This is a genomic window from Methylobacterium nigriterrae (assembly GCF_037106235.1).
GTDB lineage: Bacteria > Pseudomonadota > Alphaproteobacteria > Rhizobiales > Beijerinckiaceae > Methylobacterium > Methylobacterium nigriterrae.
The window spans coordinates 1-22739 of sequence record NZ_JBAWTG010000075.1; the positions used below are offsets into that span (position 1 = coordinate 1).

Genomic DNA, 22739 nt, shown 5'->3' on the forward strand with positions numbered 1-22739 from the left:
GTCCGCCCTCAGCCTGATGCAGGCGACTTTTGCTCAGCAGAGGGCCGGTCCGACCAGCGAGGAGCGCGACATCGCGAAGGCCAAGGTCGAGCTCGCGAACGCGGCTCTCGCGGTTCTCGAAGCGAGGCTTGGCAAGACCACGCTCGTCGCGCCGAGCGACGGCGTGGTGGGCCTGCTCGTAGCCGAGCCCGGCGAAGCGATCTCACCCGGACAGCCGGTCATGACGTTGTCGGCGGCAAGCGAGCCCTGGTTCACCTTCACGATTCGCGAAGACCGGCTCGCGGGCATGACGCTCGGCACAGCACTGACGCTGCGGACGGTAAGCGGCGAAGACATCCAGGCTCAGGTCAGCGAGGTGCGACCGCTCGGCGAGTTCGCCGTCTGGCGCGCGGCACGCGCCGTCGGCGACCACGACGTGAACAGCTTCCTCGTGCGGGCCGATGCCGGCGCACCGGTGCGAGAAGTGGAGCCAGGCATGACGGTCTGGATCAGCCGCAGACGTGAATGATCCGGAGCTGCATGAGGCCTGCCGGGTCTTGCGCGATCTTGTCATTGCAGCTCGACGTGCGGCGCCTAGAACCCGACGAGGTGCTGTTTGCCCAGGGCGCGGTTGATCCTTCGCTCTACGTCGTTGTATCCGGCGTCCGCTCAACCGCCGCGTGCCACTCAGGCGCGATCTGCTGCTTCCCTCCGAGACGAGACGATCACGCTGCGGCTGCCATCAGCGTCGCTTTCAGCGCGTCATCCAGACCCTGTGCGACCGGGTCGACCATCGCGTTCTTGAACTGGCCGAAGGTGCTGACCGGCCGATCGTACTCGAACGCAACCTGACCGTCGGTCGCTTCGCGCAACAAGACCCTTATCGGTGCGTACAGCGCGGCGGAGAGGGCGTGGCGCGTCATGCGCGAGGCGGTCAAGGGATTGCCGATGTCGTACTGGACGGCCTTGCGCCGCAGGTCGGCGATCGACAGCAGCCCCCCGTGATCCCGGCTCCCGAAGATCGACAGGGGAGCCGCGTTCGCGAGCAGCGTTCGCGCCCGCCCGACCTGTCCGGCCTGAAGCAGCTCGGCATAGCCGTGATCGAGCCGCGGGACTGCAGCCTCCAGCGCGGCCCGCACGGCTTCGAAGGTCTTGCTTGAACCGATCGTGACGTGCTCGACCGTGACGTGTGTGGACGAGACCTGCGCGGCCATGATCTTGATCCTTTCGTGAAGGCTTGAGCGCGGCGCTCGCGCCGCAAAGGGTGACGCTCACGCGGCCTCGAGCGCGAGCGCGATGCCCTGGCCGCCGCCGATGCAGAGGGTGACGAGGCCGCGCCGGATGCCGTCACGCCGCATCGCGTGGAGGAGCCGCGTGGTCAGCACCGCCCCCGTCGCGCCGATCGGGTGGCCGTGCGCGATCGCTCCGCCCTCGACGTTGACGATGTCCTCCGGCAGGCTGAGCTCCGCCGCGACGGCGAGCGGCACCACCGCGAAGGCCTCGTTGATCTCGACGCGCTCGAGGTTGCCGAGGCGCCAGCCCGCCCGCTCGAGGGCTTGGCGCACGGCCGGCACCGGGCCGAGGCCGAACAGTCCCGGCTCGACCGCGCCGACCCCGTAGGCGACGAGCCGGGCCATCGGGGCGATGCCGTTCGCCTCGGCGAAGCCCCGCTCGGCCACGATCATCGCCGCCGCGCCGCTGTTGAGCCCGGGCGCGTTACCCGCCGTGATGGTGCCGTCCGACCGGAAGGCGGGCCTCAGCTTGGCGAGGGTCTCGGGCGTCGTGTCCGGGCGGGGCGCCTCGTCGCGGGCGAAGCGCTCGGTGTCCTTGCGGCCCTTGACCTCCACCGGAACGATCTCGGCCTCGAAAAGCCCCTTCGCCTGCGCGGCAGCGAAGCGCTCCTGAGAGCGGGCCGCCCACGCATCCTGCGCCGTGCGGCCGATCTGAGATCGTGCAGCCACGTCCTCCGTGTGCCGGCCCGAATGCTCGCCGGAGAAGGCGTCGTGCAGCCCGTCCGTCAGCATGCTGTCGAGGATCTCGGCCGCGCCCATGCGGTAGCCCCAGCGCCCGCCCATCATCAGGTAAGGGGCCCGGTCCATGTTCTCCATGCCGCCGGCGACCGCCGCGTCGTGGTGGCCAAGGCGGATCTCGTCGGCGGCCGTGGCGATCGCCTGGGCACCCGAGCCGCAGACGCGGTTGACGGTGAGTGCCGGGACCGAGACCGGCACGCCGCCGCCGATCGCCGCTTGGCGAGCCGGGTTCATGCGGTTGCCGGCCTGGATGACGTTGCCCATCACGACACTGCCGAGGCGGCCCGCATCCAGGCCGGCCCGGCGCAGGGTCTCGCGCACGACGGCCGCGCCGAGCTCCGTCGCGGGCATTTCCTTGAGGCTGCCGCCATAGGCGCCGATCGCGGTCCGGAGCGGATGGCAGAGGACGATCTCGCGGCTGGACATGGCATGGTCTCCGAGGTCAGCGGGAAGGGTGGTGCAGGCTCTTCGGCCGGATCAGGCAGCGGGCGCGGCGGCGCGCGCCTCCGGCAGGTCGAACAGGAGGCAGGTGGAACTCGCCGTGGCGCAGAGGCGGTTCGCCGCGTCGCTGAGCCGCGCCTCGGCGACCGCCTGGCGGCGGCCGGCATGGACGACGTGGCCCACCGCCGTGAGGACACCCGAGGCCGCGGTCACGGCCCGCAGGTAGTTCACCTTGATCTCCAGCGTGGTGTAGCCGCGCCCGAGCGGCAGGGTTGAGTGCACCGCGCATCCCGTCACGCTGTCGAGGAGCGAGGCGATGGCTCCGCCGTGGACCGAGCCCAGCGGGTTGTAGAGGTGCTCGTCCGCCCCCATCCGCATCGTCACCCGGCCCGCATCCGCCGAGACGAGATCGATCCCGAGGAGCGCGATCAGCGGCGGAGGCGGCACGTCGCCGGCGATGAGGGCCCGCAGGAAGTCGAGGCCGGCGCGGGCCTGGCCCGCTCGCGCGGTCACCCGCGGATCGGCCCATTCGACGACCCGACGCCGCACCGGCGCGGCCGGAACGGCAGTGAGCGAGGGGGAGACGAGCGCGTCAGTGGGCATCGGCCGTTGGTCCTCTCGGCGGGGCGACCCGGCGCATCAGGGGCACCAGGACAGTGGCGAGGGCGAAGCAGACTGTGATGGCGACGAAGGCGTCGGCGTAGGTCATGGTCTGGGCCTCGCGGTAGGCGAGGGCCCACAGCTGGCGCAGCGCGGCCGCGTGGCCGTGGGATGGATCGCCCGCGAAGGCACCCGATATCCGCGCCTCCATGCCTCGTAGGGCCGCGAGCATCGCCGGATTGGTCGGGTTGAGGTGCTCGGCGAGCCGCAGGAAGTGCAGGTTGGTGCGGTCGTTGAGGATGGTCGCGCAGGCCGCGATGCCGATGGCACCGCCGAGATTGCGCATCAGGTTGAACAGGCCCGAGGCGAGCTTCAGCTTGGCCGGATCGAGACCGCCGAGGGTCAGCGTCACGGTCGGCGCCACCGCGAATTGCTGGGCGAAGCCGCGCAGGGCCTGCGGCAGCAGCAGTTCGCCCGAGCCCCACGCGTGCGTGATCGGTGTGAACGACCACATGCTGAGGCCGAACAGGGCGAGCCCGAACATCATCAGCCAGCGCAGGTCGACTCGCTTGGCGAGGATCGCGTAGACCGGGATCGCCATCACCTGGAACACGCCGGTGGAGAAGACGGCGAGCCCAATCTGCAGGGCGGAGAAGCCGCGCACCCGCCCGAGGAAGAGCGGCGTCAGGTAGATCGTGGCGAAGATGCCGATGCCTGTGACGAAGGAGAACAGGCAGCCGAGGGCGAAGTTGCGGCTCTTGAGCGCCGTCAGATCGACGATCGGGTGCGCGTAGGTCAGGCTCCGCCAGACGAAGCCGATTCCGGAGAGGCCCGAGATCCAGGCGGTTGCCCGGATCGTCGCGTCCTCGGTCCAGTTCCAGCGCGGCCCCTCCTCAAGGGTGTATTCGAGGCAGCCGAGGAACAGCGCCATCAGGGCGATGCCGAGCCAGTCCGTGGTCTTCAGGAGCGCGGGCTCGGGCTCGTCGATGCGCACCATCAGCGGCACGACGACGGCCACGAAGATCCCGGGCACGAGGTTGACGAAGAACAGCCAGTGCCAGGAGAAGTTGTCGGTGATCCAGCCGCCCACCGTTGGTCCGAGCGTCGGCGCGAGGGAGGAGAGCGCTCCGATGGTCGCGGCGGCCACAACCATCTTCTTGCCGGGGAAGAAGGCGAAGGCGGTGGTGAACACCGTCGGGATCATCGAGCCGCCGAGGAAGCCCTGCAGCGCCCGGAAGGCGATCATGCTCTCGATGTCCCAGGCCCAGCCGCAGAGCAGGCTCGTGGCGGTGAAACCGGCAGCCGAGGCACAGAACAGCCAGCGGGTCGACATCACCTGGGCGAGGAAGCCCGAGAGCGGGATCACGATGATCTCGGCGATGAGGTAGCTGGTCTGCACCCAGGCGACCTCGTCCGGGCTCGCCGAGAGCCCGCCGCCGATGTCCTTCAGCGAGGCCGAGACAATCTGGATGTCGAGAAGCGCGATGAAGAAGCCGACGCACATGACCGCGAAGGCGAAGACCTTCTGGCCATCGCTCAGCTCCGCTCTCGCAGGGGCGGGAGGGGGCGAGGCATGGGGCCGGTCGCCGGCGGCCGCGGCGGCGCTCATCGGGCGAGCTCGCCGACCACGACACCCTCGCTCCGGGTCGGGCCATCGGGTTCGGCCGTGCCGCCACGGCGGTCGACCGAGGCCGTCACCGAGAGGCCGGGACGCAGGCGCCCGAGCCGCCCGGCTTCGCCGTCGAGGCGGATGCGCACCGGCACGCGCTGGACGATCTTGGTGAAGTTGCCGGTGGCGTTCTCGGGCGGCAGCACGCTGAACTGCGCGCCGGTCGCGGGCGCGAGGCTCTCGACATGGCCGCGGAAGGTCTCGTCCGGGAGCACGTCCGCCACCACGCTTGCGGATTGGCCGGGGCGCATCTCGGCGAGCTGGCTCTCCTTGAAGTTCGCGTCGACCCAGAGCCCCTGCGCCGGCACCAGCGCGACGAGGCTCGCGCCGGGCGTGGCGTAGGAGCCGGTGCGGGCGCTGCGATTGCCGACCACGCCGTCGATCGGCGCCCGGATCTCGGTGTAGCCGAGGTTCAGCCGGGCGACGTCGCGCTCGGCCAGCGCCTGGTCGCGCGCGGCCTCGGCTTGCTGGGTCTGCGTGTCGATGACCGCGACCTTGCGCTCGGCGGCCTCCAGGTTGGCGCGGGCCCTCGCGACCGCGGCCGCTGCCTTCTTGTCGTCCGCCTCGGCCTGCTCGAAGCGTTGCTCGGAGGCGTAGCGGCTCGCCGAGAGCTGACGGTAGCGGGTGTAGTCGAACCGGGTGCGGGCTGCCTCGGCCTCCGCCCCGGCGAGATCGGCGCGCGTTTGCGCGATCACGGCCTCCTGCAGGCGCCGGTTGGCGGCGAGGTTGAGGAGCGTCGCCTCCTGCCCTGCGACCGCCGCCTCGGCCCGGGCCAGCGCCGCGCGGTAGTCGCGGTCGTCGATGCGGATGAGGAGGTCGCCGGCCCGGACACGCTGGTTGTCGGCCACGAGCACGGCGGCGACGAACCCCGAGACGCGCGGCGCGATGACCGTGACGTCGCCGCCCACATAGGCGTCGTCGGTGCTCTCGAGGAAGCGGCCGGTCTCCCACCAGTGGCGCCCGTAGGCACCGCCGCCCGCGAGCGCCAGGATCGCGAGGCCGACGAGCGCCGCCCGCTTGCGCGACCCGCGTCGCCGCGGCGCGGCGAGGCCCGCGGATGCCCCGGCCCTCTCGAAGGCATCGATCGTCGCGGCCTCGCCCATCGTCGGGTCCTCCGAACCTCAGATCGTGGTCCGGCGCTCGAAGCGGCGCCGAAGGGATTCGCTCGCGGCCGGGCCGGCCACCACGCGCACGCCGTCGGCGAGCGGGCGGCCGGTCCGGCGATCCACCACGACCGGATCGACGGCCAGACCGCTCTCGGGATCGACGAGGGTCACGCTCTCGCCCTCGGGGGCGAGGTGCCGGTTGCCCCAGGCGAACAGGGTCCACAGCACCGGCCGGAAATCGCGCCCCTTCTCGGTCAGCACGTACTCGTATCGCGGCGGCCGGTCCTGGTAGCGCCGCCGTTCCAGAAGCCCTGCTTCGCAGAGCGCCTTGAGGCGGCGGGTCAGCATGTTGGGCGCGATGCCCAAGCTCTGCTCGAACTGGTCGAAGCGGGTCAGGCCGTAGAAGGCGTCCCGCAGGATGAGGATGCTCCACCATTCGCCGATCCGCTCCAGGGAGCGGGCGACGGGGCAGGGCATCTGGTCGAAGGATGTGCGTTGCATGATGCAAATAAGAGCCAGTAACTTGCATTATGCAAGTGACATGGCGCACATCGGGTGACGGTTGGCTCTCGGATGTCGATGGTCGGGGCGACCCAAGTGCGAGCCCGACGGCCGCAAGGCGGGTCCGCAACCCACACCGATCATCCGGCGCGGTCGCTGACAGTCGCATGCCGAGCGATGGCTAAGGCGCTCGGAACGGAGCAGACTCCCGCAGGATGGGAACCGTGGCTCCTACATCCGGGACAGAACGGTCAACGACCTCCGGTCACCGACAGGGAGGTGGATCATGAAGATCGTCGTCATCGGCGGCACCGGCCTGATCGGCTCGAAGACCGTCGCGATCCTGCGGCAGCACGGTCATGAGGTCGCCGCCGCCTCGCCCAAAACCGGCGTCAACACCATCACCGGCGCGGGGCTCGATGAGGCATTGGCCGGCACGCAGGTGGTGGTCGACCTCGCCAATTCGCCCTCGTTCGAGGACAGAGCGGTGCTGGAGTTCTTCGAGACTTCCGGCCGCAACCTTCTCGCGGCCGAGGCCACAGCCGGCGTCCGGCACCATGTCGCTCTCTCCATCGTCGGGACCGACCGGTCCCCCGACAACGGCTACTTCCGTGCCAAGGTCGCTCAGGAGAGGCTGATCGAGAGCTCCGGCATCCCCTACACCATCGTCCGCGCGACCCAGTTCCTGGAGTTCCTCGGCGCCATCGCCGCCTCGGGTGCGGATGGAGACATCGTCAGGATCTCACCCGGCCTGTTCCAGCCCATCGCGGCGGACGACGTCGCAGCGATCATCGCTGACGTGGCGCTCGCGGATCCGCGGAACGGCATCGTCGAGATCGCCGGTCCGGAACGCGCGCCGTTCGACGAGATCGTGGCCCGCTACCTGAAGGCGGTCGGCGACCAACGCGAGGTCGTAGGCGACCCCGAGGCCCGTTACTTCGGCAGCCGGGTCGAGGAGCACTCGCTCGTTCCGTTGGGCGAGGCACGCCTCGGCCGGTTCGGGCTGGACGAGTGGCTCCGTCGATCGCAGGCGGCAGCTTGATCCCGCATCCGGCAATCGAAGGATACGGTCCGATGAAAGGTATTCTCCTTTCGCTGCTCGTCGCGATCGTGCCATTCGGCGCCGCCCTCGCCGAAGCCCCGAAGGGAGAGAACGCCAAGGTGACTGTCGTCTACGAGCACGATCTGCCGAACGTCCCCGGCAAGAGCGTCAAGGGCGTGCTCGTCGAGTATGGGCCAGGCGGCTTCTCACCCGGCCACACCCATCCGAAATCTGCCTTCATCTACGCGACCGTTCTCGAGGGAGCGATCCGCAGTCAGGTCAACGACGGGCCGGTGACGACCTACAAGGCCGGGCAGAACTTCACGGAGCGGCCCGGCGACCGCCACAGCGTCGGTGCCAATGCCAGCGGGATGGAGCCGGCCAAGCTCCTGGCCGTGTTCGTGCTGGACACGAACGAGACCGAACTGGTGATTCCATTTGGGAACTGAGATTTTGTATTCCTCACGTGGACGTGCATTCAGGGAGCTAGGTCAAATCAAGGCGACGATAGCCGACATGAAGCTTCGCGAAGCGAAAGCCGATCGAAAACAGACCTCGCTGAACTTCAAACGCGTTTAGTCCACTGCCCAGCAGACTGCACCGCCCCTGCCTGAGGGGTTGGGACCGTGCCGACAGGAGCACCGGAGATCGATCGTGGCCGGCTTCCCATATTCTGACGAGAGCACCGTCGGTGAATGAAAGGCGCACGGCAGAAACTTCTGAGCACGTATAATAGAAGTTTGATGACCTGAAATTCGATGAAATAAATGATTTGCCGTCGCTAACACGATGCGCAGCAGACATGTTTCCGTCAGATCAGCAGGAGGAAGCTATGCCTAGATCGTTGTCGCTCTCTTCCCAAGGAGTTCGAGCTGTTTCGGTCACTGTCGTCGTTTCATTAGTCGCCATCTTAGGAAGTATAGCTCTTGCGCAGCAGGACAAGTATAGCTTGAGCGTACCGGGCGGGCTCTCGTTCTCCGAGTTCAGGGGATATGAAGATTGGCAGCTTGTCTCTCTCAGTCACAGCGACAAACTTGTCGCGGTGATCCTAGCTAATCCCTCGATGATCAATGCTTACCGAGCCGGCATTCCCGGCAACGGCAAACCGTTCCCGGACGGCGCCAAGATGGCAAAAATCCACTGGAACCCGGCAAAGCAGGAATTTTTCCCAGAAACGACGGTGCCGGGCACTCAGCACGACGTAGATTTCATGGTGAAGGACGGCAAGAGGTTCGCCGACAGCGGCGGGTGGGGATATGCCGTGTTCGAGTACGACTCGGCGTCCGGTACATTCTCTGCCGGCACGCAGGATAGTCAGCCGCCGCAGGCGAACGACGCCAAGTGCGGATTCGCGTGCCACACCATCGTGGAGAAAAGAGATTACGTTTTTACGGAGTACGGAAGGAGGTAGCGGGGATGCGGTGTGGTCCGAGGTGGCTCTTGGCGGAACGAGAGCGAGTTTCTGCGTGCTGCCGTTCGCTTCAAGCGCAATGCACACGTTGAATTTGATACCTTGGGCTTCCGCGTAGCTAGAGCCGTAGATCCCTGACCGGAACCACTTCGGAACAGACCCAGCAGCACCAGCCGGCCTCAAGCCTGAGGTCCGGAATGGAGCGTTGGCGATGGTCAGGCGCCAGCCAAGGTTCGGTGAGGGGAGGGACGTCGCATGGTGCTGACGGCTGCCACGATCGTCGTTGCCTTTGCTGGCGTCCTCCTGATCTGCTTCATGAAGGGCGCATTTGGCGGCGGCTTTGCCATCGTCGGCATTCCGCTGTTGTCGATCGTGATGGATCCGGTGACGGCTGGTGGTCTGCTCGCACCATTGTTCGTCGCGATGGACCTGTTCGCATTGCGATACTGGAAGCCCTCGACTTGGTCGAAACCGGACCTCATGCTGCTATTGCCGGGCCTCGTGATCGGGATTGGGCTCGGCTACTTGCTATTCCGCATCCTCGACCACCGCGCCATAGCGATCGTCATGGCTGCGATCACATTGATCTTCGTCGGGCTCTGGTTTGTCGGAGGGGCGAAGGTGACGATCCGTCCGCGCTCGACGCCGAAAGCGGTCACCGCCGGTCTCGCCTCGGGCGTGACCACCATGGTGGCTCATTCGGGAGGACCGCCGCTGGCGATGTACCTCCTGCCCCTCGGCTTGAGCAAGGACGTCTATGCGGGCACGACGAGCCTGTTCTTCACTGTGGGCAATCTGATCAAGGCGGTGCCTTGGCTGCTGTTGGTGAGACCATCGGGCAACATCTTGATATTGATGGCGATTTGCACGCTCGCCATCCCCACCGGAGTATGGCTTGGCTGGCGGCTTCACGGAAGGTTGGATCAACGTCAGCTCTATCAGGCCTGTTATGCATTATTGATCGTCACGTCACTGAAGCTGTTGTGGGACGGCATGTCTGGCTATCTCGCCTGAATTCGGATTGCGGAGTTCGTGGCCGCTCGTTTCCATGGTGCGCCTACGGAATGCCTGCGCAGCCACGCACGGGAGCGCACCAGCTTTTGTGCTTGGTGGTTTCAGATGCTGAGCGGAGCATCGGCGCGCATCCTGTTTCGAGCCCTGAGGCAGTGGGCACCGGCCGTGGGATTGGTCGTGACATCCGTTGGATCATTCGAGCAATGGGAGCAAATCGCCCCGCTGCTGCCAGCCCGGAAATCCCCGACGGGTCGGCCTGCCGAGGACCACCGCCGGATCCTGAACGAGATGCTGTGAATCGGAGTGCACGGGCGCTCGCGGGGAAGATCTGCCGGCACGTCATGGCCCTGTCGGGACCGACCTAACGACCTGCATGCGAGGTATCTCGCGACGACACCAAGGAACACCGATATGCTCTCCGGATCCTCAGGTGAACCAAGAGCGCGAGACGATGCGCGAATTTCGGAGTTCGAGGCGCAACGGCCGAGATTGCTGCGCCTCGGCTATCGCATGCTCGGTTCAGTGAGCGAGGCCGAAGACATCGTCCAGGAAGCCTGGCTGCGCTGGGCAGGCGTTCAGGACGGGGTCGCGACGCCTGCTGCCTACCTCACGCGCATCGTGACGCGGCTTTGCCTCGACCACATGAAATCGGCGCGCGCTCGCCGCGAAACCTATGTCGGTGCTTGGCTTCCCGAACCGCTCATGGACGCGATCGAGCCCGATGAAGGAGTCACGGACGACGTTACGATGACGCTGATGCTGGCGCTGGAGCGACTGTCACCGCTCGAACGGGCGGCCTTCCTCCTGCACGACGTGTTCGAGGTTGCGCTGCCCGAGGTGGCGGCAACGCTGGATCGCGCACCGGCTGCCGTGCGTCAGCTCGCGGTGCGCGCCCGTAAGCACGTCGAGTCCGGGCGCCAACGATATCGCGTGAACGCGGCGGAGGCCGAACGTATTGCGCGCGCCTTCTTCGCCGCCTCGCGCGACGGCGACACGGCGGCACTCGCATCGTTGCTCGCCGCCGATGTCGAACTCCGCTCGGACGGCGGTGGCCGCGTTCTCGCCTATCCCAACGTGATCCACGGCATCGATCGACTTCTTCGGCTTTTTGCAGGGCTCTCAGGCAAGGCGTACTTCCAATCCGTTCTTCTTCGCACCGCGATCATTGACGGATTGCCGGGCTACGTCAGCGTTGATCGAAGTGGTGTGCTTCAGACTACGGCCCTTGAAGTCAGGGACGGGCGCATCACCGCGATCTATATGGTGCGCAATCCCGACAAACTTCGGCACGTCGCCGACGCGCTCGACAGGTAATTCAGCAGAAGGGCGCAGGCAGTCCACGAGAACGGGCTCTTTCCGAAACCCGTCGATCGAAATGCTCGGGACGTGGCCCCCCGAGGCCAGGATGAGCCCGTACAAGGTCGCGAAGGCGAGGCAGTCAGGTGAGGCACGCATCAGGCGCTCCTCCCATTGCCGGTCGAAGCGGTCAGCCAAGCATCGAACCGCGTCGGCATGATGCGCGCGTTCGCCCCCGGCGTCAGCGTGGTATTCGTGATCGGGATGCCCGCCGCCGCGATCAGCTGCTCCTGCGCCAGCTTGGCCCGTAGGTAGCATTGGCGGCGGCCCGAGAGACTTCCGCTCGAGATCCGGAGGCTCGCCGTCCGGCCGGAGCAGGATCCGCGGGACTGTCACCTCGATCTAGGCGCGAACTCGATGATCTGGGCACCGGCCCCTTGCCGCTGTCGGGAACACTCTCACGCTCCTCGCTCCCGCGGCGCATCAGTGCGCTTCCGTGCGGCCAAAGTGCATGACTGGTGAATCACTTGGCATGGAGCGTAGGTCTATCCGGAACCTTCGCCGGCCAAGTCCAACGCGCGGACGTTCACGCCACCGTCGCTCGATAGGCACGGTACGAACCACCAGCTCCGACCTTAAGGAGATCGCGATGAAGATCCTGATCGTCCTGACCTCTCACGACCAACTCGGCAACACCGGCCGCAAGACCGGCTTCTGGCTGGAGGAGCTCGCGGCCCCCTACTACGTCTTCAAGGATGCCGGCACCGAGCTCGTGCTGGCCTCGCCCAAGGGCGGCAAGCCGCCGCTCGATCCGAAGAGCAACGAGCCGGGCTTTCAGACCGACACGACGCGCCGCTTCGAGGCCGACGCCGAGGCGAACGCGGTCCTGGCCGAGACCGTGCCGCTCGCGGGCGTGACGCACGAGGGCTTCGACGCCGTCTTCTACCCCGGGGGCCATGGGCCCATGTGGGATCTCGCGGAGGATCCGGCCTCGAGACGGCTCATCGAGACGACGCTCGGCGCCGGCAAGCCCGTGACGCTCGTCTGCCACGCCCCCGGCGTCCTGCGGCACGTCACGACCGATGACGGCGCGCCGCTGGTGCGAGGCAGGAGCGTGACCGGCTTCACGAACACCGAGGAGGAGGCTGTGGAGCTGACGACCGTCGTGCCGTTTCTGGTCGAGGACGAGCTCACCCGCCTCGGAGGCCGGTTCAGCAAGGCCGCCGACTGGCAGCCCTACGTCGTCGAGGACGGTCTCCTGATCACCGGCCAGAACCCCGCCTCGTCGGGGCCGGCGGCCGAGCGCCTCCTCAAGCGTTTGCGCGGCGGCGGACAAGGCTGAACGGAGGCTTCTCCATGAGCACGGATCGGAAGGTCGCCATCGTGACCGGTGCTTCCCAGGGCATCGGCGCCGGCATCGTGCAGGCCTACCGCGGCCTCGGCTACGCCGTGGTCGCGAACTCCCGCGCCATCGAAGGCGGGCAGGATCCCGAGGTCGTCACCGTTGCGGGCGATATCGGCGAGCGCGCGGTCGCGGAGCAGGTGGTGCGGACGGCCGTGGACCGCTTCGGCCGCATCGACACCCTGGTCAACAATGCCGGGATCTTCATCGGCAAGCCGTTCACCGACTACACGGTGGAGGACTTCGAGCGCGCCCTGCACGTCAACGTCGCCGGCTTCTTCCACGTGACCCAGCTCGTCGTCCCGCGGATGCTGGCGCAGGGCGGGGGCCACATCGTGCAGATCACGACGACACTGGTCGATCAGCCGATCGCCGGCGCGCCGTCCGGGCTCGCCGGCCTGACAAAGGGCGGCCTGGCCGCAGTCACGCGCGGGCTTGCGATCGAGTACGCGGACCGCGGCATTCGGGTGAACGCCGTCGCGCCGGGGATCATCAGGACCCCGATGCACGCGGAGGACGCGCTCGCAGCGCTCGCCAAGCTCCATCCCATGGGCCGTCTGGGCGAGGTCGACGATGTCGTGGAGGCCATCCTCTACCTCGAGCGCGCGCCATTCGTGACGGGCGAGATCCTGAACGTCGACGGCGGCCAGCATGCTGGCCGCTGGTGAGGAGATGCCCCGATGCCGATCGTCACGATCCAGGTCACGCGCGAGGGATCGGACCCCTCGCGCGACGCGGTGACCGCCGAGGAGAAGGCGGCCCTGATCCACGGCGCGAGCCAGCTGCTCCTCGACGTCCTCGGCAAGCCGCTCGACGCGACCTTCGTGGTCATCGAGGAGGTGCCCATGGAGAACTGGGGGATGGGCGGCCTGCCGGTCGCGGAGTACCGCCGCCGGCGGAAAGCCGGGGGCGGCTGAGGAGCCCCTCGGCGGTACGCGGTCGACCGATCGTCGACATCCGCCGTAGCAGGTCCGGAACCGTACAGCCGCCGCCGTTTAGTCCGCGTTGCGCCGTCGGGATCGCCTTCGCCCAGAAGGCGCCACGACCGACCTGCATGATTCCCCCTTCCGGGATAAGAGGGGAAATCGATGGCGAGTCGAGCCACCATGATTGTCTGCGCCGGCCTCGTGGCGACCTCGGCGGTCGTTGCCGGCCTCTGGACCTTCCACGGGTCCCGCTCGCGGCCGGATGGCCAGCCGTCCTCGATGGCCCTGTCGTCCAGGCCGGCGGGATCGCTCGTCGAAGCCGACGGGCAGTCCGTGCGCACGGTGTATCCGGGACCGTTGTCCGGAGCGCCCCAGCGTGCCGAGGTTCCTTCGCGGACAGAGCCGGCGACGGCGGCTGCGATCGCGGCCCCGGCACCCGGTGTCTCTACGGCGCCCCAGGTCGAGCGGGTCGCGGTCGCTACGCCTGTGAAGCCGAGCGAAGAGACACCGATGCCTGGGCTGGCGGTGGAAACCGCTCCGGAGGGCGCCGACGATCGGCCGGCGGCAGCGGGCCCGGGCGCCGACCTGAACACCGCCTCCGTCGAGGAACTGAACGCGCTGGGCGCCGGCATGATCGGGCGCAGGATCGTCGCGTTCCGGCCCTACGCCTCGCCGGAAGACCTCGTGAACAGGCGCGTTCTCAAGAAGTCGGACTTCGAGATCATCAAGGCGTCGGTCATGGTCCGGTAGCTGGCCCGCCGAGCGCGACGCCCAATGCCGGCCGAACGCGACCGCCCGATCCCGTGATCCGCTTCAGGGGCCGCGGCGGTCCGCCCGCCGGTAGATCAGGCCGAGGTTGCTGGCGGGCATCGGGACGCGTTCGACGAGGCTAAGGCCCCGAGCCAGAGCGGCAGCCGAGACTTCCTCGACGTCGCGCACGCCCCAGGCAGGCTCGCGGGCCGGTAGATCCTCGCCGACCTATACGGGCGCTTCCGCGGAAACGGTCGGCTGTAGCAGTCTTCGAGGCGCCATCACTCACGACAAGGCCGATGCCAAGGCCACGCCGGCGGAGCCGGGTTCGTCAGTCCTCGGCCGGTTCGTCGCCGATCGCCTCGGCCTGTCGACGCCTTCGATCCGGAGACAGGCGCAGCGGCGGGTCACGCCAAGCCGATGGCCCGGCATCGGCGTTCTGGGCGACGGACCGGCAGGTGGTGGAGGAAGCCGAAGTGCCCACGGAGGCCGTCAGCAAAGGACCGTCCACGAACATGGCCGCTGCAGCAAGAAGCATGCATAGCAGCAGGGCGCTTGGGGCAAATGCTCGAACTAGGTCCATCAGCAGCTCCGAGGTACTCGTACGTAGCTGTTCTGCGACGGCCGTCAGTGAGCTTGGCCATTATGGCCGTGGGAAGGCACGGCGGAGGTTCGGAGCGTACCGAAATCGTCTCGGGACTCGGACTGGGTCCGCCTCCACCTGGCCGAGATCTTCGCTGCCCTACCGAACGGACGCGCCGATCGTCCACGCGACATCAACCGCCTCGTAGACGTGCTCTCGGTTCAGCCGGAGCCGATCAGACAGCTTGCCCTGCAGCGGATCGAGGTCCTGCTGGCCTACGCGCAGAGCCTCAAGCGGCGAGAGGCAACGGCTGAGGTTGCCGCACTCGTCTCGATCGTCATCCGCGCCTGAGCAGAACGCTCTCGCGATGCCGCGGGACGTGAGATCGGCTTCGTGGTGTCAGGGCGCACCGCGAGTGCCGCAGCACCCGGAAGCGGGGCGTGCGGCATCCGTGCTGCGCGGAGCCGCCCGCGCCATGTCGCAGCCCGTCGTGGAACCACGGGCCGCTTTGCGGTGCGCTGCGGACTGAAGAGGGAAGGAAGCTCGCAATTGAAAACCCGCCAAGTCAGCGACTTAGCGGGCTAAAAACGATGGCTGGGGGACCTGGATTCGAACCAGGACTAGAGGAGTCAGAGTCCCTCGTGGCGGATTGATCTTATTGGGCTTTTAGTCGCCGTGTTGCAGCCGTGTTGCGGTGTTAGCCTAGGATACGTTCTTCGATCGTTCGCATGGCGGCCTGATCCGCCTCGTCGTCCTCAAACAAGTGGCCGTAAATATCAAAGGTCACGGCGATTGCGGCGTGGCCCATGATTGTCTGCACACGCTTCGGTGTCATGCGGCTCTCGATGAACATGGATGCGGCGGCGTGCCGGAGCGCGTGGAAGTTGTAGCGGGCCTGAGGCACCTTCGCTGACCGGCCCTCCTCGTCCTTGCCGTCGACCATGATCACAACGCCAGCTGCGAGCTGTGTCGGATACCAGCCGCGATGCACGATGTTCGAATGGTACTCGACCTGTCCGGCGCCCGACGGAAAGACGAGATCGGGCTCGCCCTTGGGGCACGCGAGGCGCCACTCGCGCAGCGTGCTCACGACGAGCGGGGACAGCGGTACGTCGCGCGTGCCGCTCTTACTCTTCGGCGGCCCGATCTGCTTCCAGGCGTCCGCGCGCTGCGAGACGGTGAGGAGCTTGCGCTTGAGGTCGATGTCGGACCAGCGCAGGCCCCTCAGTTCGGAGATCCTGAGCCCGGTGAACATCGCCGTGATGATGAGCGGCCTCCAGCGGCCCTGCGCGGCAGCCAAGATGGCGCGTAGCTCTTCCCGGGACGGGATTTCGACGCGGGCAGCCTCACGCTTGGACCGCCGCAGCTTCACATCCGTGACAGGGTTCTGACCGGCGAGCCCTCGACCTTTGGCGTACCGGAAAACCCGCCCGAGGGATTGAACTGAGCGACGGATCGTCTCAGCCGACCGACCCTTTGCTTTTAGATCATCAGCGAAGGCGTATACGCGCGGTGTAGTCACTTGGGAGAGCTTCAAACCGCCGATCAGGGGGCGGATGTGCTCATTCACGTGCGCTCGGTAGTGGACAAGCGTGGACCGTTCCAGGCCAGCCTCCTCAACTGACTTTAGCCACTCGTCGGCCGTCCGTCCCACCGTCATCGATTGCGAGTCGGGCACGTGGATGCCCTGTGCGACCTCAGACCGGGCCTGGATAATAAAGGCGTCCGCCTCCTTCCGTGTCGGCAACTGCTTGAAGCGCCTGTTGCCTGATCCATCGGTATACCCCGCCAGCCAAACGATTTTTCCGCTGGGTAGAGTTCGCTTGCGTATCGTGGCCATTCCACATCTCGCGATAGAGTGCACCTACGACGCCCATTCAAGGGCGTCGTGCTTTTTTCGCACGACGGACTTTACAGAGCAAGTCGTCGTGTTTATAACGCACGACGAGGCAAGATTCATGGCACCAACGATTGGCCGGTTGGTTCGCGCGGTGGCGGCGGTTGAGGGGCTAGATGAAGGATCAGTGAAACTGATCGCTCGCTATGCGCGAGAGGCTGGTTTCATAGGCCAGTTGTCTACCGGCGGGGGCGCTGCACGCATGGATCTAGACGATGCAGTAAATCTTCTGATTGCTGTGAACGGCTCCATGCTAGCCAAAGAGGCCGGTGAAATAATCGAGCCATTTGGGCGTAGTGTATGTCACTCGCGGCAAATATGTCTGCCGCATTATAGCTTTCTAACGGAGATTTGTTCTAAAGGCAGGCAATTTGGCGCGGCTTTAGGAATGATGATGAGCTCGATGTCCATCATTGGCCGAGACGGAATTTCAGATTTCGAGAAAGAGATTGCGAGGTCGTTGGGGGTAGATGCTGCGAACGATATTTATTCAAAAGTTCAAGTAGGTGTCACGTTCAAGCGGCCCGTTGTCGCGGCTGAGATATGGGTTAGAGCCGTTGAACAACGGCTTTCCGAATCGGGTCCGCTGCCATCAGGAAATCGAGAGCTGATAAGAGGATATTTCGGAGGGGTGCACAATGAAGATTGTGAGGTAGACCAGCAAATATCGAAAATAATAACTACCAAGACGTTGAGGGCTGTCTCTAAGCTTTTCGAATAAGCCGAGGAAGATTCGAATGACCGAAACTGTAGCGCGCTCCTTGAGCGCGGACGGGAGCGGCTTGCCTGATGATGTAATCATCGGCGCCGAAGGTATCTCTATCGCCATCTACGGCGAGGAGGCAGGCCAGCGTGAAACGAACGTCCGGCGGATCTATCATGCTCTCGCGAAAGGAGACTTGCCCCACTTCAAGCTCGGTGGGCGGGTTCACGCTAGACGCTCCACCATTATGGCTTGGATCGAGAAGCAGGAGCGCGCAGCATGACGAGCCCTCGTCTTGGCACCGCTCGCGGCGACCTCACGGTTTACGACGGTCGCGTGCTCATCGGTTTCATCCGAAGCTCTGGAGGCGCTGTCTATGCCTACGACAGCGATGGATCGTGCGTCGGCACCTTTACCGACCGCAAAGCGGCCCAGATCGCCCTCAGCGCCCGTTCGGCGGCGAACGGGAGGGGAGCATGACCGCCAACCTGCCGGAAGCCTCTGACCTTGCAAGCGTCGCGGGGCGGTTGATTAATGCCGAGAAGGATTGGCAGCCGCATGGGCCACTTATCAAGCCATGCCACATTGATCGTATTCGGGGCAGATCGTTTGAAGAAAGTGTCGAACACGCCCCGAAATGCCGGTGGGAGGTAGATAGCGCATCATGACCGCCCTCGTCCTCCCCTTCCCGCGCTCGCGAGATCGCGGCTTCATCCTCCGCCACGCCGGGATTATGGCGGGGGCCTCAACCACGCGGAAGGCAGAGGGGCATCTTCAACGACAGCTCACCATTCAGCACGAGACCTTGGTGCGCCGAGGCGTTGCGCCGGTGATGGTGGATGCCGAACTCCGGACAATTGAGAACAACATCCGGGCCGCTCGCTGGCGGTTCCTGTTGGCACCCGGAGGTGCTGCGTGACCGAGAACTCGCGCACTTGCCGAGGCATCGACGCCACCGGACGTTCGACAAAGACCTTTCGGGACCCCCGCTTCCGCAAGCAAAACCATCCGCCCGCTGGCCAGCCTTTCGTCTGGCTCACAAAGGAGATCCTTGAGAGCTTTGCGTGGCGGGCAGCAAGCCAGAATGCGAGACTGCTGATTGACCGTGTGTGCGTGGAGCACATGGCCCATGCTGGAACGCGCAACGGCGCTCTGCCGGTCACCTACGACAATTTCGAGCACTTTGGGATCCGACGCGGGTCGATCGCCAGCGCAATAGCAGAGGTTGACGCAATCGGACTGGTGAAAGTGGCTAAGATAGGTGAGCGCGGGTGGGGAGGTTTTAGGGGCCGAGCAACGCTGTTCCGGCTTGCTTGGCTGCCCACAGCCACTGGCGAATCCCCTTGCAGCAAGTGGCGACGCTTTGAGAGCTTAGAGGAAGCTCGTCGGGTCGGTGAGGCTGCAAAGCGGTCGATAAATGAGCGCCATGCTCCGCGAAAGCCGAAAGAAATGCCTCCGATTAAGAGAGTGGTTGTTGTCCGGTGAAAGGTTTTGCCTAGTGACGCTAGCGATACTGACACCAGTGACGCTACCGTCACTGCCGCCAGTGACGCGGGCGACACTTCTGTGTCCAGTGACGCTAGCGTTACTTCTATCTATATCTTCGGGGTAAGCGGGCCAGCGAACAGCGCAACGTGTCCGGCTTCCGATATCCAGACCGCGCGGCAGACCGCGGTTACTGCAGCTGTTTCGTCAGGGTGCGCAGCGGTGCTCTGGCAGTTCGTGGCCGAGCGCGTGAGCCGTTGCGGGCATCCCGCTCATCGCGCGTCGCGGTCGCGTGCGGCTCAGACCTTAATCCGCTCTCGCGCGTCTGGATGTCTAGAAACAGCTGTCGCGGCTGGCACAGGAATGGGGCGTGCAACTCGGGATGACGTTCCTCGAGGGCACCAGCATCCGCGCGCATCAGGAGGCAGCGGGAGCCCGCCGAAAGGGGGCACGCAAGTCACCCCTAACTGATCCGTGAGGCTGGAGCACCGGCAAACCGCTAACTGTGCAATGCCTTCTGCACGCCGATCTCATTCTCCATCGGCAGGCCGAACAGATCGCTTTGGAAGACATGGCTGACCTCGCCGCCGCCGAGCACACGCTGGTCGAGCTGGTGGAACTGGTCGCCGTTCACCGGATCGGTGAGGAAGTAGGTGAAGTCGTTGAACAGGTTCATCCCATAGCGGATCACGTAGGCGTTCGCCCGGGTGATCCCGGTCTCGTCCGTCTGGCTCCAGCGCCCCGACAAGGAGAAGCGACCAGTATCGCCGCCATCGCTCGGGTTCAGCGTGCCGAAGCGGCCGATCAGGCCGTCCGAGACCGCGCGCTCCGCGATCTGGTTCGTCGCGTTCCACTTGGCCCAGTAGGCCATGCCGGTGAGCGCGAAGCCGTCGGTGGCCGTGCCCTGGCTGTAGCGGACAACGCCGTTGAGCTTGCCCAAGCGGTCGGGCACTGCCCAGGGCCCGTCATAGACCTGCGCCTCACCGGCCACGAGCAGGTGGCCCTCGCCCAGCGGCGCCGAGGCGATCGAGAGCGCGCGCTTGTAGCCGAAGGAGCCGATCGAGGTGAGCGCGACGTTCCGCTCGACCGTGTCGAGATAGTCGATCCGCACCGAGCCCGCGGCGGCGAAGTCGCCGTCGCGCACGAAGTAAGGCCCTTTGTGGAACTCGACCGCGCCGACGAGTTCGGGGATCAGGAAGTTGATGTCGGCGTAGCCCTGGGCGTGGGCGTTCGTGCGCATGTTGACCGGCATGCCGTCGACGTGGATGGCGATGTCGGTGCCGTGGTCGAGGTTGAAGCCGCGCAGGAAGAACTGGTTGGCTTTGCCTTCGCCCGAATGCTGGGTGACGATGAGACCCGGCACCGCTTCCAGCACCTCGCCCGGGCGGGTGACGGGCCGGTTGTTGACCTGGGCGCCCGTGATCACGCCGGCGCTGGCGGCTTCCACGGGGCGGAGACTGCCGCCGATGCCGGTCACGCCGCCGACATAGCCCGGGCTGGCGACAGGCCCCGTGGCGGGGAGCGCTAGGGCATCAGCCGCAACGGAGATCTCGGCGAGCGTCGCTTCTGAGGCCGCAGGTTGCGCTAGGACTGGCAACGGGGTGAGCGAGACGGAGCCGGCGCACGCCATGGCGACAAGGCTTCTCTGCGCGGGCGAAGAGCGGAATGGGGACACGGGAGGTAGGCCTCGGGCAACGGCAGTGGCACGTCACCGCGAACGAGGTCGATCCTTTCGCAAGGGTTGCGCCATCCCGACACCTGCCAGGGCACCCCGCCCAGCATGTTCCGCGTGTGACCACGGCTGACGGCAGGTCTCCTGGCTCGCGGGTCGCTGCCCTCTCACCGTCTTCCCGGATGAGGCCCATCCAGTGACACAGGTGGCGGAAGGCTCGCCGCTCACAGTTGCGGGGGCAGCCGCGGATTCAGGATCAAACCCTCACCGCGTTCCCTTTTGATCCCCAAGGGGAACCGTCATTCCAACCCTTACAGCCGCGATAATCACGGTCAACGCCGCCTGCATTGTCCCGTGCCGTGTGTGCCATGATGGTGACATCGCGGACCATGCCCTGCTGGCACGCAGCCTACCAGCGCCACTCGCGCATTGGGTTTTGCGGAACGCGCTCGCTATGGATCCACCTGTCGACATCCGCCACGATTAGGCCGCGAGTTGCTGGACTGCGGCGCGGGCTGATGTGAGTGCCTGGACCTTGTTGTGCTCGCCTGCCGCAAGGCCCTCGGCCAAGACGAACTCGGGATCGGGGATGCCCATGAAGGCGAAAATCGTCCGCAGGTAGCTCTCGGCATGCTCAGCCGAAACGGCTGCGGTCTCCGGGCCGTAGAAGCCGCCGCGAGCCAGGGCCACGATTACACGCTTGCCACTGGCCAAACCCTCTGGTCCGTTCGCACCGTAGCGGAAGGTCTTGCCGGGTACCGCCAGACGGTCGAGCCACGCCTTGAGCTGCGACGGGATGGTGAAGTTGTACATCGGGGCGCCGACGACCACCGTGTCGGCGGCAATGAACTCCTCCAACATCCGGTCGCTCACGTCGCGGGCGGCCTGCGCAGCAGCATCAAGCGGCCCCGCCACGGCGGAGAGGGGATGAGCGCTCGGCAGTGTCGCCGGCGTGAGATGCGGTAGATCCTCGGAAGCAAGGTCGCGGTAGGTCACCTCGGCTTCGGTACCCTTCGTGATCCTTTGGACGATCAGGGCGGAGAGCTCGCGCGAGACCGAGCCGGCGCCGAGGATGCTCGTGTCGATGTGCAGCAGTTTCATATCAGAACTCGGTTCCCCTTTGTGACCGCTTCATGATATGGGCTTCCCCAAGCGTCGCAAGACGGCACAGGAATGATACCACGGTCACATGGAAGTAACCGGCCCTATAAATCGCCATACGCCTGAGTGCATGAAAGTATCGCAGGTGCTATCGCGCGTCGGCGACAAGTGGAGTGTACTTATCATCATGATTCTACGCGGACGTTCTTGCCGCTTCAGCGAGTTGAAGCGCGGTGTTGATGGCATCTCGCAGCGGATGCTGACGTTGACACTGCGCAACCTTGAGCGGGACGGCCTCGTGAGCCGGACGGTGACACCATCGATCCCACCGCGAGTGGACTACGAATTGACGGAGATGGGCCACTCGTTGGCAGAGCCGGTGCAGGCGCTCGGGACATGGGCCTTCCAGCACATGGTGCAGATCAATGCGGCGCAGGCCCGCTACGATGCTCAAGAGGATAGATCTTGAACCTGGGCGCGGTGTGGGTGACCGCTGAGGCGTTCCAGTAGGGCTTGCTCTATCGGACCTGAGCAGGGGCGGGGCGCCGCTCGCAGGTTGGGCGTTACGGAACCGATGCAGGGGCGGGACCGCTCAACCCTGGTCTGCGTCGAAGTAGCGACCCTCGTGGTCAAGGTGCAGGTAGTTCGGGTTGAACAGCGACACCACCTGGAGCGCGGACATCTCCGGGATCGTGAGGCGGCGGTCCTTCAGCAGGATGAGGCCGGAGCTGCGTAATTCCTGTAGCACGCGGTTGACGTGCACGTTCGACAGGCCTGTCGCGTCGGCCAGATCCGCCTGCGTCAGTGGCAAGCTGCAGCTGTTATGCTCGACCAGCCCGACCGCGCGCAGCCGGATGAACGGCTCACACAGGAGATGCCCAACCCGTTCCAGGCCGATGCGCTGGCCGAGGTTGACCGTCCACTCCCGCACGATCGCGACGCCGACCAGAGCCTCCCACCAGAAGGCTCGGGCAATCCGCGGGTGCTCGCCGGTGAGGCGCAAGAGCGCGTCCTGATGGATCTCGGCCAGCTTGACCGGCGTGAGGGTGCCGATGGAGTGATCCATCTCGCGCAGCGCGAAGGCTTGGATGTCGAAGAGATCGCCGGGTACGAAGAAGGCGATGATCTGCC

General features: G+C 65.9%; 27 protein-coding genes, 3 pseudogenes and 1 riboswitch. Of the genes and pseudogenes, 19 read left to right on the top strand and 11 right to left on the bottom strand.

All coding sequences use genetic code 11. The annotated features are described in order from the left end of the window. Positions 1–508 (top strand): HlyD family secretion protein (locus tag WDW90_RS25680; RefSeq protein WP_336490341.1); only part of this gene is annotated, 508 nt, incomplete at its 5' end. Positions 509–704: 196 nt separating this feature from the next. Here WDW90_RS25680 and WDW90_RS25685 read toward each other — a convergent pair. The 6 genes from WDW90_RS25685 to WDW90_RS25710 are packed head-to-tail and all read right to left on the bottom strand — an operon-like array spanning position 705 to position 6326. After that, on the bottom strand, positions 705–1193 hold the full coding sequence (locus WDW90_RS25685; RefSeq protein ID WP_336490342.1) for a DUF302 domain-containing protein: 489 nt from the start codon (positions 1191–1193) through the stop codon (positions 705–707). A 57-nt stretch (positions 1194–1250) separates the two neighbouring features. Then, positions 1251–2435, bottom strand: coding sequence for a thiolase family protein (locus WDW90_RS25690; protein WP_336490343.1), 1185 nt, complete (start codon positions 2433–2435; stop codon positions 1251–1253). 51 nt (positions 2436–2486) lie between these two features. Next, positions 2487–3053: a PaaI family thioesterase gene (locus WDW90_RS25695; protein WP_336490344.1), complete on the bottom strand. Its 567-nt coding sequence runs from the start codon at positions 3051–3053 to the stop codon at positions 2487–2489. Beyond that, positions 3043–4659, bottom strand: a complete 1617-nt coding sequence (locus tag WDW90_RS25700) for a DHA2 family efflux MFS transporter permease subunit (protein ID WP_336490345.1) — start codon at positions 4657–4659, stop codon at positions 3043–3045. The genes WDW90_RS25695 and WDW90_RS25700 overlap by 11 nt, the downstream gene beginning before the upstream one ends. Next, positions 4656–5822 (bottom strand): HlyD family secretion protein, encoded by a 1167-nt coding sequence (locus WDW90_RS25705; protein ID WP_336490346.1) that lies wholly within the window; start codon positions 5820–5822, stop codon positions 4656–4658. Before WDW90_RS25705 ends, WDW90_RS25700 begins: the two co-directional genes overlap by 4 nt. Positions 5823–5840: 18 nt before the next feature. Further along, positions 5841–6326 carry a winged helix-turn-helix transcriptional regulator gene (locus tag WDW90_RS25710; protein ID WP_336490347.1) on the bottom strand — a complete coding sequence of 162 codons (486 nt, stop codon included), beginning with the start codon at positions 6324–6326 and terminating at the stop codon, positions 5841–5843. A gap of 286 nt (positions 6327–6612) precedes the next feature. Here WDW90_RS25710 and WDW90_RS25715 point away from each other — a divergent pair, with 286 nt between their 5' ends. The 11 genes and pseudogenes from WDW90_RS25715 to WDW90_RS25760 all read left to right on the top strand — a co-directional run bounded on the left by WDW90_RS25715 (position 6613) and on the right by WDW90_RS25760 (position 14167). Further along, positions 6613–7368, top strand: a complete 756-nt coding sequence (locus WDW90_RS25715) for an SDR family oxidoreductase (protein WP_336490348.1) — start codon at positions 6613–6615, stop codon at positions 7366–7368. A gap of 32 nt (positions 7369–7400) precedes the next feature. Further along, positions 7401–7817: a cupin domain-containing protein gene (locus WDW90_RS25720; RefSeq protein ID WP_336490349.1), complete on the top strand. Its 417-nt coding sequence runs from the start codon at positions 7401–7403 to the stop codon at positions 7815–7817. A gap of 500 nt (positions 7818–8317) precedes the next feature. Then, positions 8318–8779: a cytochrome P460 family protein gene (locus tag WDW90_RS25725; protein ID WP_431311120.1), complete on the top strand. Its 462-nt coding sequence runs from the start codon at positions 8318–8320 to the stop codon at positions 8777–8779. 12 nt (positions 8780–8791) lie between these two features. Further along, complete coding sequence (locus WDW90_RS40840) at positions 8792–8917, top strand: SUMF1/EgtB/PvdO family nonheme iron enzyme (protein ID WP_431311121.1); 126 nt, start codon at positions 8792–8794, stop codon at positions 8915–8917. 117 nt (positions 8918–9034) lie between these two features. Then, a complete protein-coding gene (locus WDW90_RS25730; RefSeq protein ID WP_336490351.1) occupies positions 9035–9793 on the top strand; it encodes a sulfite exporter TauE/SafE family protein in 759 nt (252 codons plus the stop codon). A 177-nt stretch (positions 9794–9970) separates the two neighbouring features. Next, positions 9971–10151, top strand: a pseudogene (locus WDW90_RS25735) (transposase); the annotation flags it as partial. 53 nt (positions 10152–10204) lie between these two features. Next, the gene (locus WDW90_RS25740; protein ID WP_336490352.1) at positions 10205–11107 is read left to right on the top strand and encodes a sigma-70 family RNA polymerase sigma factor; all 903 of its coding nucleotides are present in this window, start codon (positions 10205–10207) and stop codon (positions 11105–11107) included. A gap of 631 nt (positions 11108–11738) precedes the next feature. Continuing rightward, on the top strand, positions 11739–12431 hold the full coding sequence (locus WDW90_RS25745) for a type 1 glutamine amidotransferase domain-containing protein (RefSeq protein WP_336490353.1): 693 nt from the start codon (positions 11739–11741) through the stop codon (positions 12429–12431). Positions 12432–12445: 14 nt separating this feature from the next. After that, positions 12446–13159, top strand: a complete 714-nt coding sequence (locus tag WDW90_RS25750) for an SDR family NAD(P)-dependent oxidoreductase (protein WP_336490354.1) — start codon at positions 12446–12448, stop codon at positions 13157–13159. Positions 13160–13171: 12 nt separating this feature from the next. Then, entirely contained in the window at positions 13172–13408 is a 237-nt protein-coding gene (locus tag WDW90_RS25755; protein ID WP_336490355.1) for a tautomerase family protein, read from the top strand. A 171-nt stretch (positions 13409–13579) separates the two neighbouring features. Further along, positions 13580–14167, top strand: a complete 588-nt coding sequence (locus WDW90_RS25760) for a helix-hairpin-helix domain-containing protein (protein WP_336490356.1) — start codon at positions 13580–13582, stop codon at positions 14165–14167. Between the two features lie 63 nt (positions 14168–14230). Here WDW90_RS25760 and WDW90_RS25765 read toward each other — a convergent pair. Further along, positions 14231–14371 (bottom strand): annotated as a pseudogene (locus WDW90_RS25765) (DUF938 domain-containing protein); the annotation flags it as partial. A gap of 589 nt (positions 14372–14960) precedes the next feature. Here WDW90_RS25765 and WDW90_RS25770 point away from each other — a divergent pair. Continuing rightward, positions 14961–15101 (top strand): hypothetical protein, encoded by a 141-nt coding sequence (locus WDW90_RS25770; RefSeq protein ID WP_336490357.1) that lies wholly within the window; start codon positions 14961–14963, stop codon positions 15099–15101. A gap of 346 nt (positions 15102–15447) precedes the next feature. Here the strand turns inward: WDW90_RS25770 and WDW90_RS25775 are convergent, their stop codons facing one another. Beyond that, a complete protein-coding gene (locus tag WDW90_RS25775) occupies positions 15448–16590 on the bottom strand; it encodes a tyrosine-type recombinase/integrase (RefSeq protein ID WP_336490358.1) in 1143 nt (380 codons plus the stop codon). Between the two features lie 118 nt (positions 16591–16708). Here WDW90_RS25775 and WDW90_RS25780 point away from each other — a divergent pair, with 118 nt between their 5' ends. Genes WDW90_RS25780 through WDW90_RS25800 form a run of 5 tightly spaced genes read left to right on the top strand, consistent with a single transcriptional unit; the run spans position 16709 to position 18269 of the window. Next, positions 16709–17368 carry a hypothetical protein gene (locus WDW90_RS25780; protein ID WP_336490359.1) on the top strand — a complete coding sequence of 220 codons (660 nt, stop codon included), beginning with the start codon at positions 16709–16711 and terminating at the stop codon, positions 17366–17368. A gap of 16 nt (positions 17369–17384) precedes the next feature. Further along, a complete protein-coding gene (locus WDW90_RS25785; protein ID WP_336490360.1) occupies positions 17385–17633 on the top strand; it encodes a DNA-binding protein in 249 nt (82 codons plus the stop codon). Then, positions 17630–17830 carry a hypothetical protein gene (locus WDW90_RS25790; RefSeq protein ID WP_336490361.1) on the top strand — a complete coding sequence of 67 codons (201 nt, stop codon included), beginning with the start codon at positions 17630–17632 and terminating at the stop codon, positions 17828–17830. Before WDW90_RS25785 ends, WDW90_RS25790 begins: the two co-directional genes overlap by 4 nt. Then, positions 17827–18018, top strand: a complete 192-nt coding sequence (locus WDW90_RS25795; protein ID WP_336490362.1) for a hypothetical protein — start codon at positions 17827–17829, stop codon at positions 18016–18018. The genes WDW90_RS25790 and WDW90_RS25795 overlap by 4 nt, the downstream gene beginning before the upstream one ends. After that, positions 18015–18269, top strand: coding sequence for a DUF6074 family protein (locus tag WDW90_RS25800; RefSeq protein WP_336490363.1), 255 nt, complete (start codon positions 18015–18017; stop codon positions 18267–18269). The genes WDW90_RS25795 and WDW90_RS25800 overlap by 4 nt, the downstream gene beginning before the upstream one ends. A 1083-nt stretch (positions 18270–19352) precedes the next feature. Here WDW90_RS25800 and WDW90_RS25805 read toward each other — a convergent pair. After that, a pseudogene (locus WDW90_RS25805) lies at positions 19353–20465 on the bottom strand (TonB-dependent receptor plug domain-containing protein); the annotation flags it as partial. A 159-nt stretch (positions 20466–20624) separates the two neighbouring features. Then, a riboswitch (cobalamin riboswitch) is annotated at positions 20625–20823 on the bottom strand. Positions 20824–20990: 167 nt separating this feature from the next. After that, entirely contained in the window at positions 20991–21608 is a 618-nt protein-coding gene (locus tag WDW90_RS25810; protein ID WP_336490364.1) for an FMN-dependent NADH-azoreductase, read from the bottom strand. 88 nt (positions 21609–21696) lie between these two features. Between WDW90_RS25810 and WDW90_RS25815 the strand changes: the two genes are divergently transcribed. Then, positions 21697–22077 (top strand): winged helix-turn-helix transcriptional regulator, encoded by a 381-nt coding sequence (locus WDW90_RS25815; RefSeq protein ID WP_431311122.1) that lies wholly within the window; start codon positions 21697–21699, stop codon positions 22075–22077. 123 nt (positions 22078–22200) lie between these two features. On the opposite strand, the gene WDW90_RS25820 is transcribed toward WDW90_RS25815, so the two are convergent. Then, a partial coding sequence (locus WDW90_RS25820; RefSeq protein WP_336490366.1) for a Crp/Fnr family transcriptional regulator occupies positions 22201–22739 on the bottom strand: 539 nt, incomplete at its 5' end.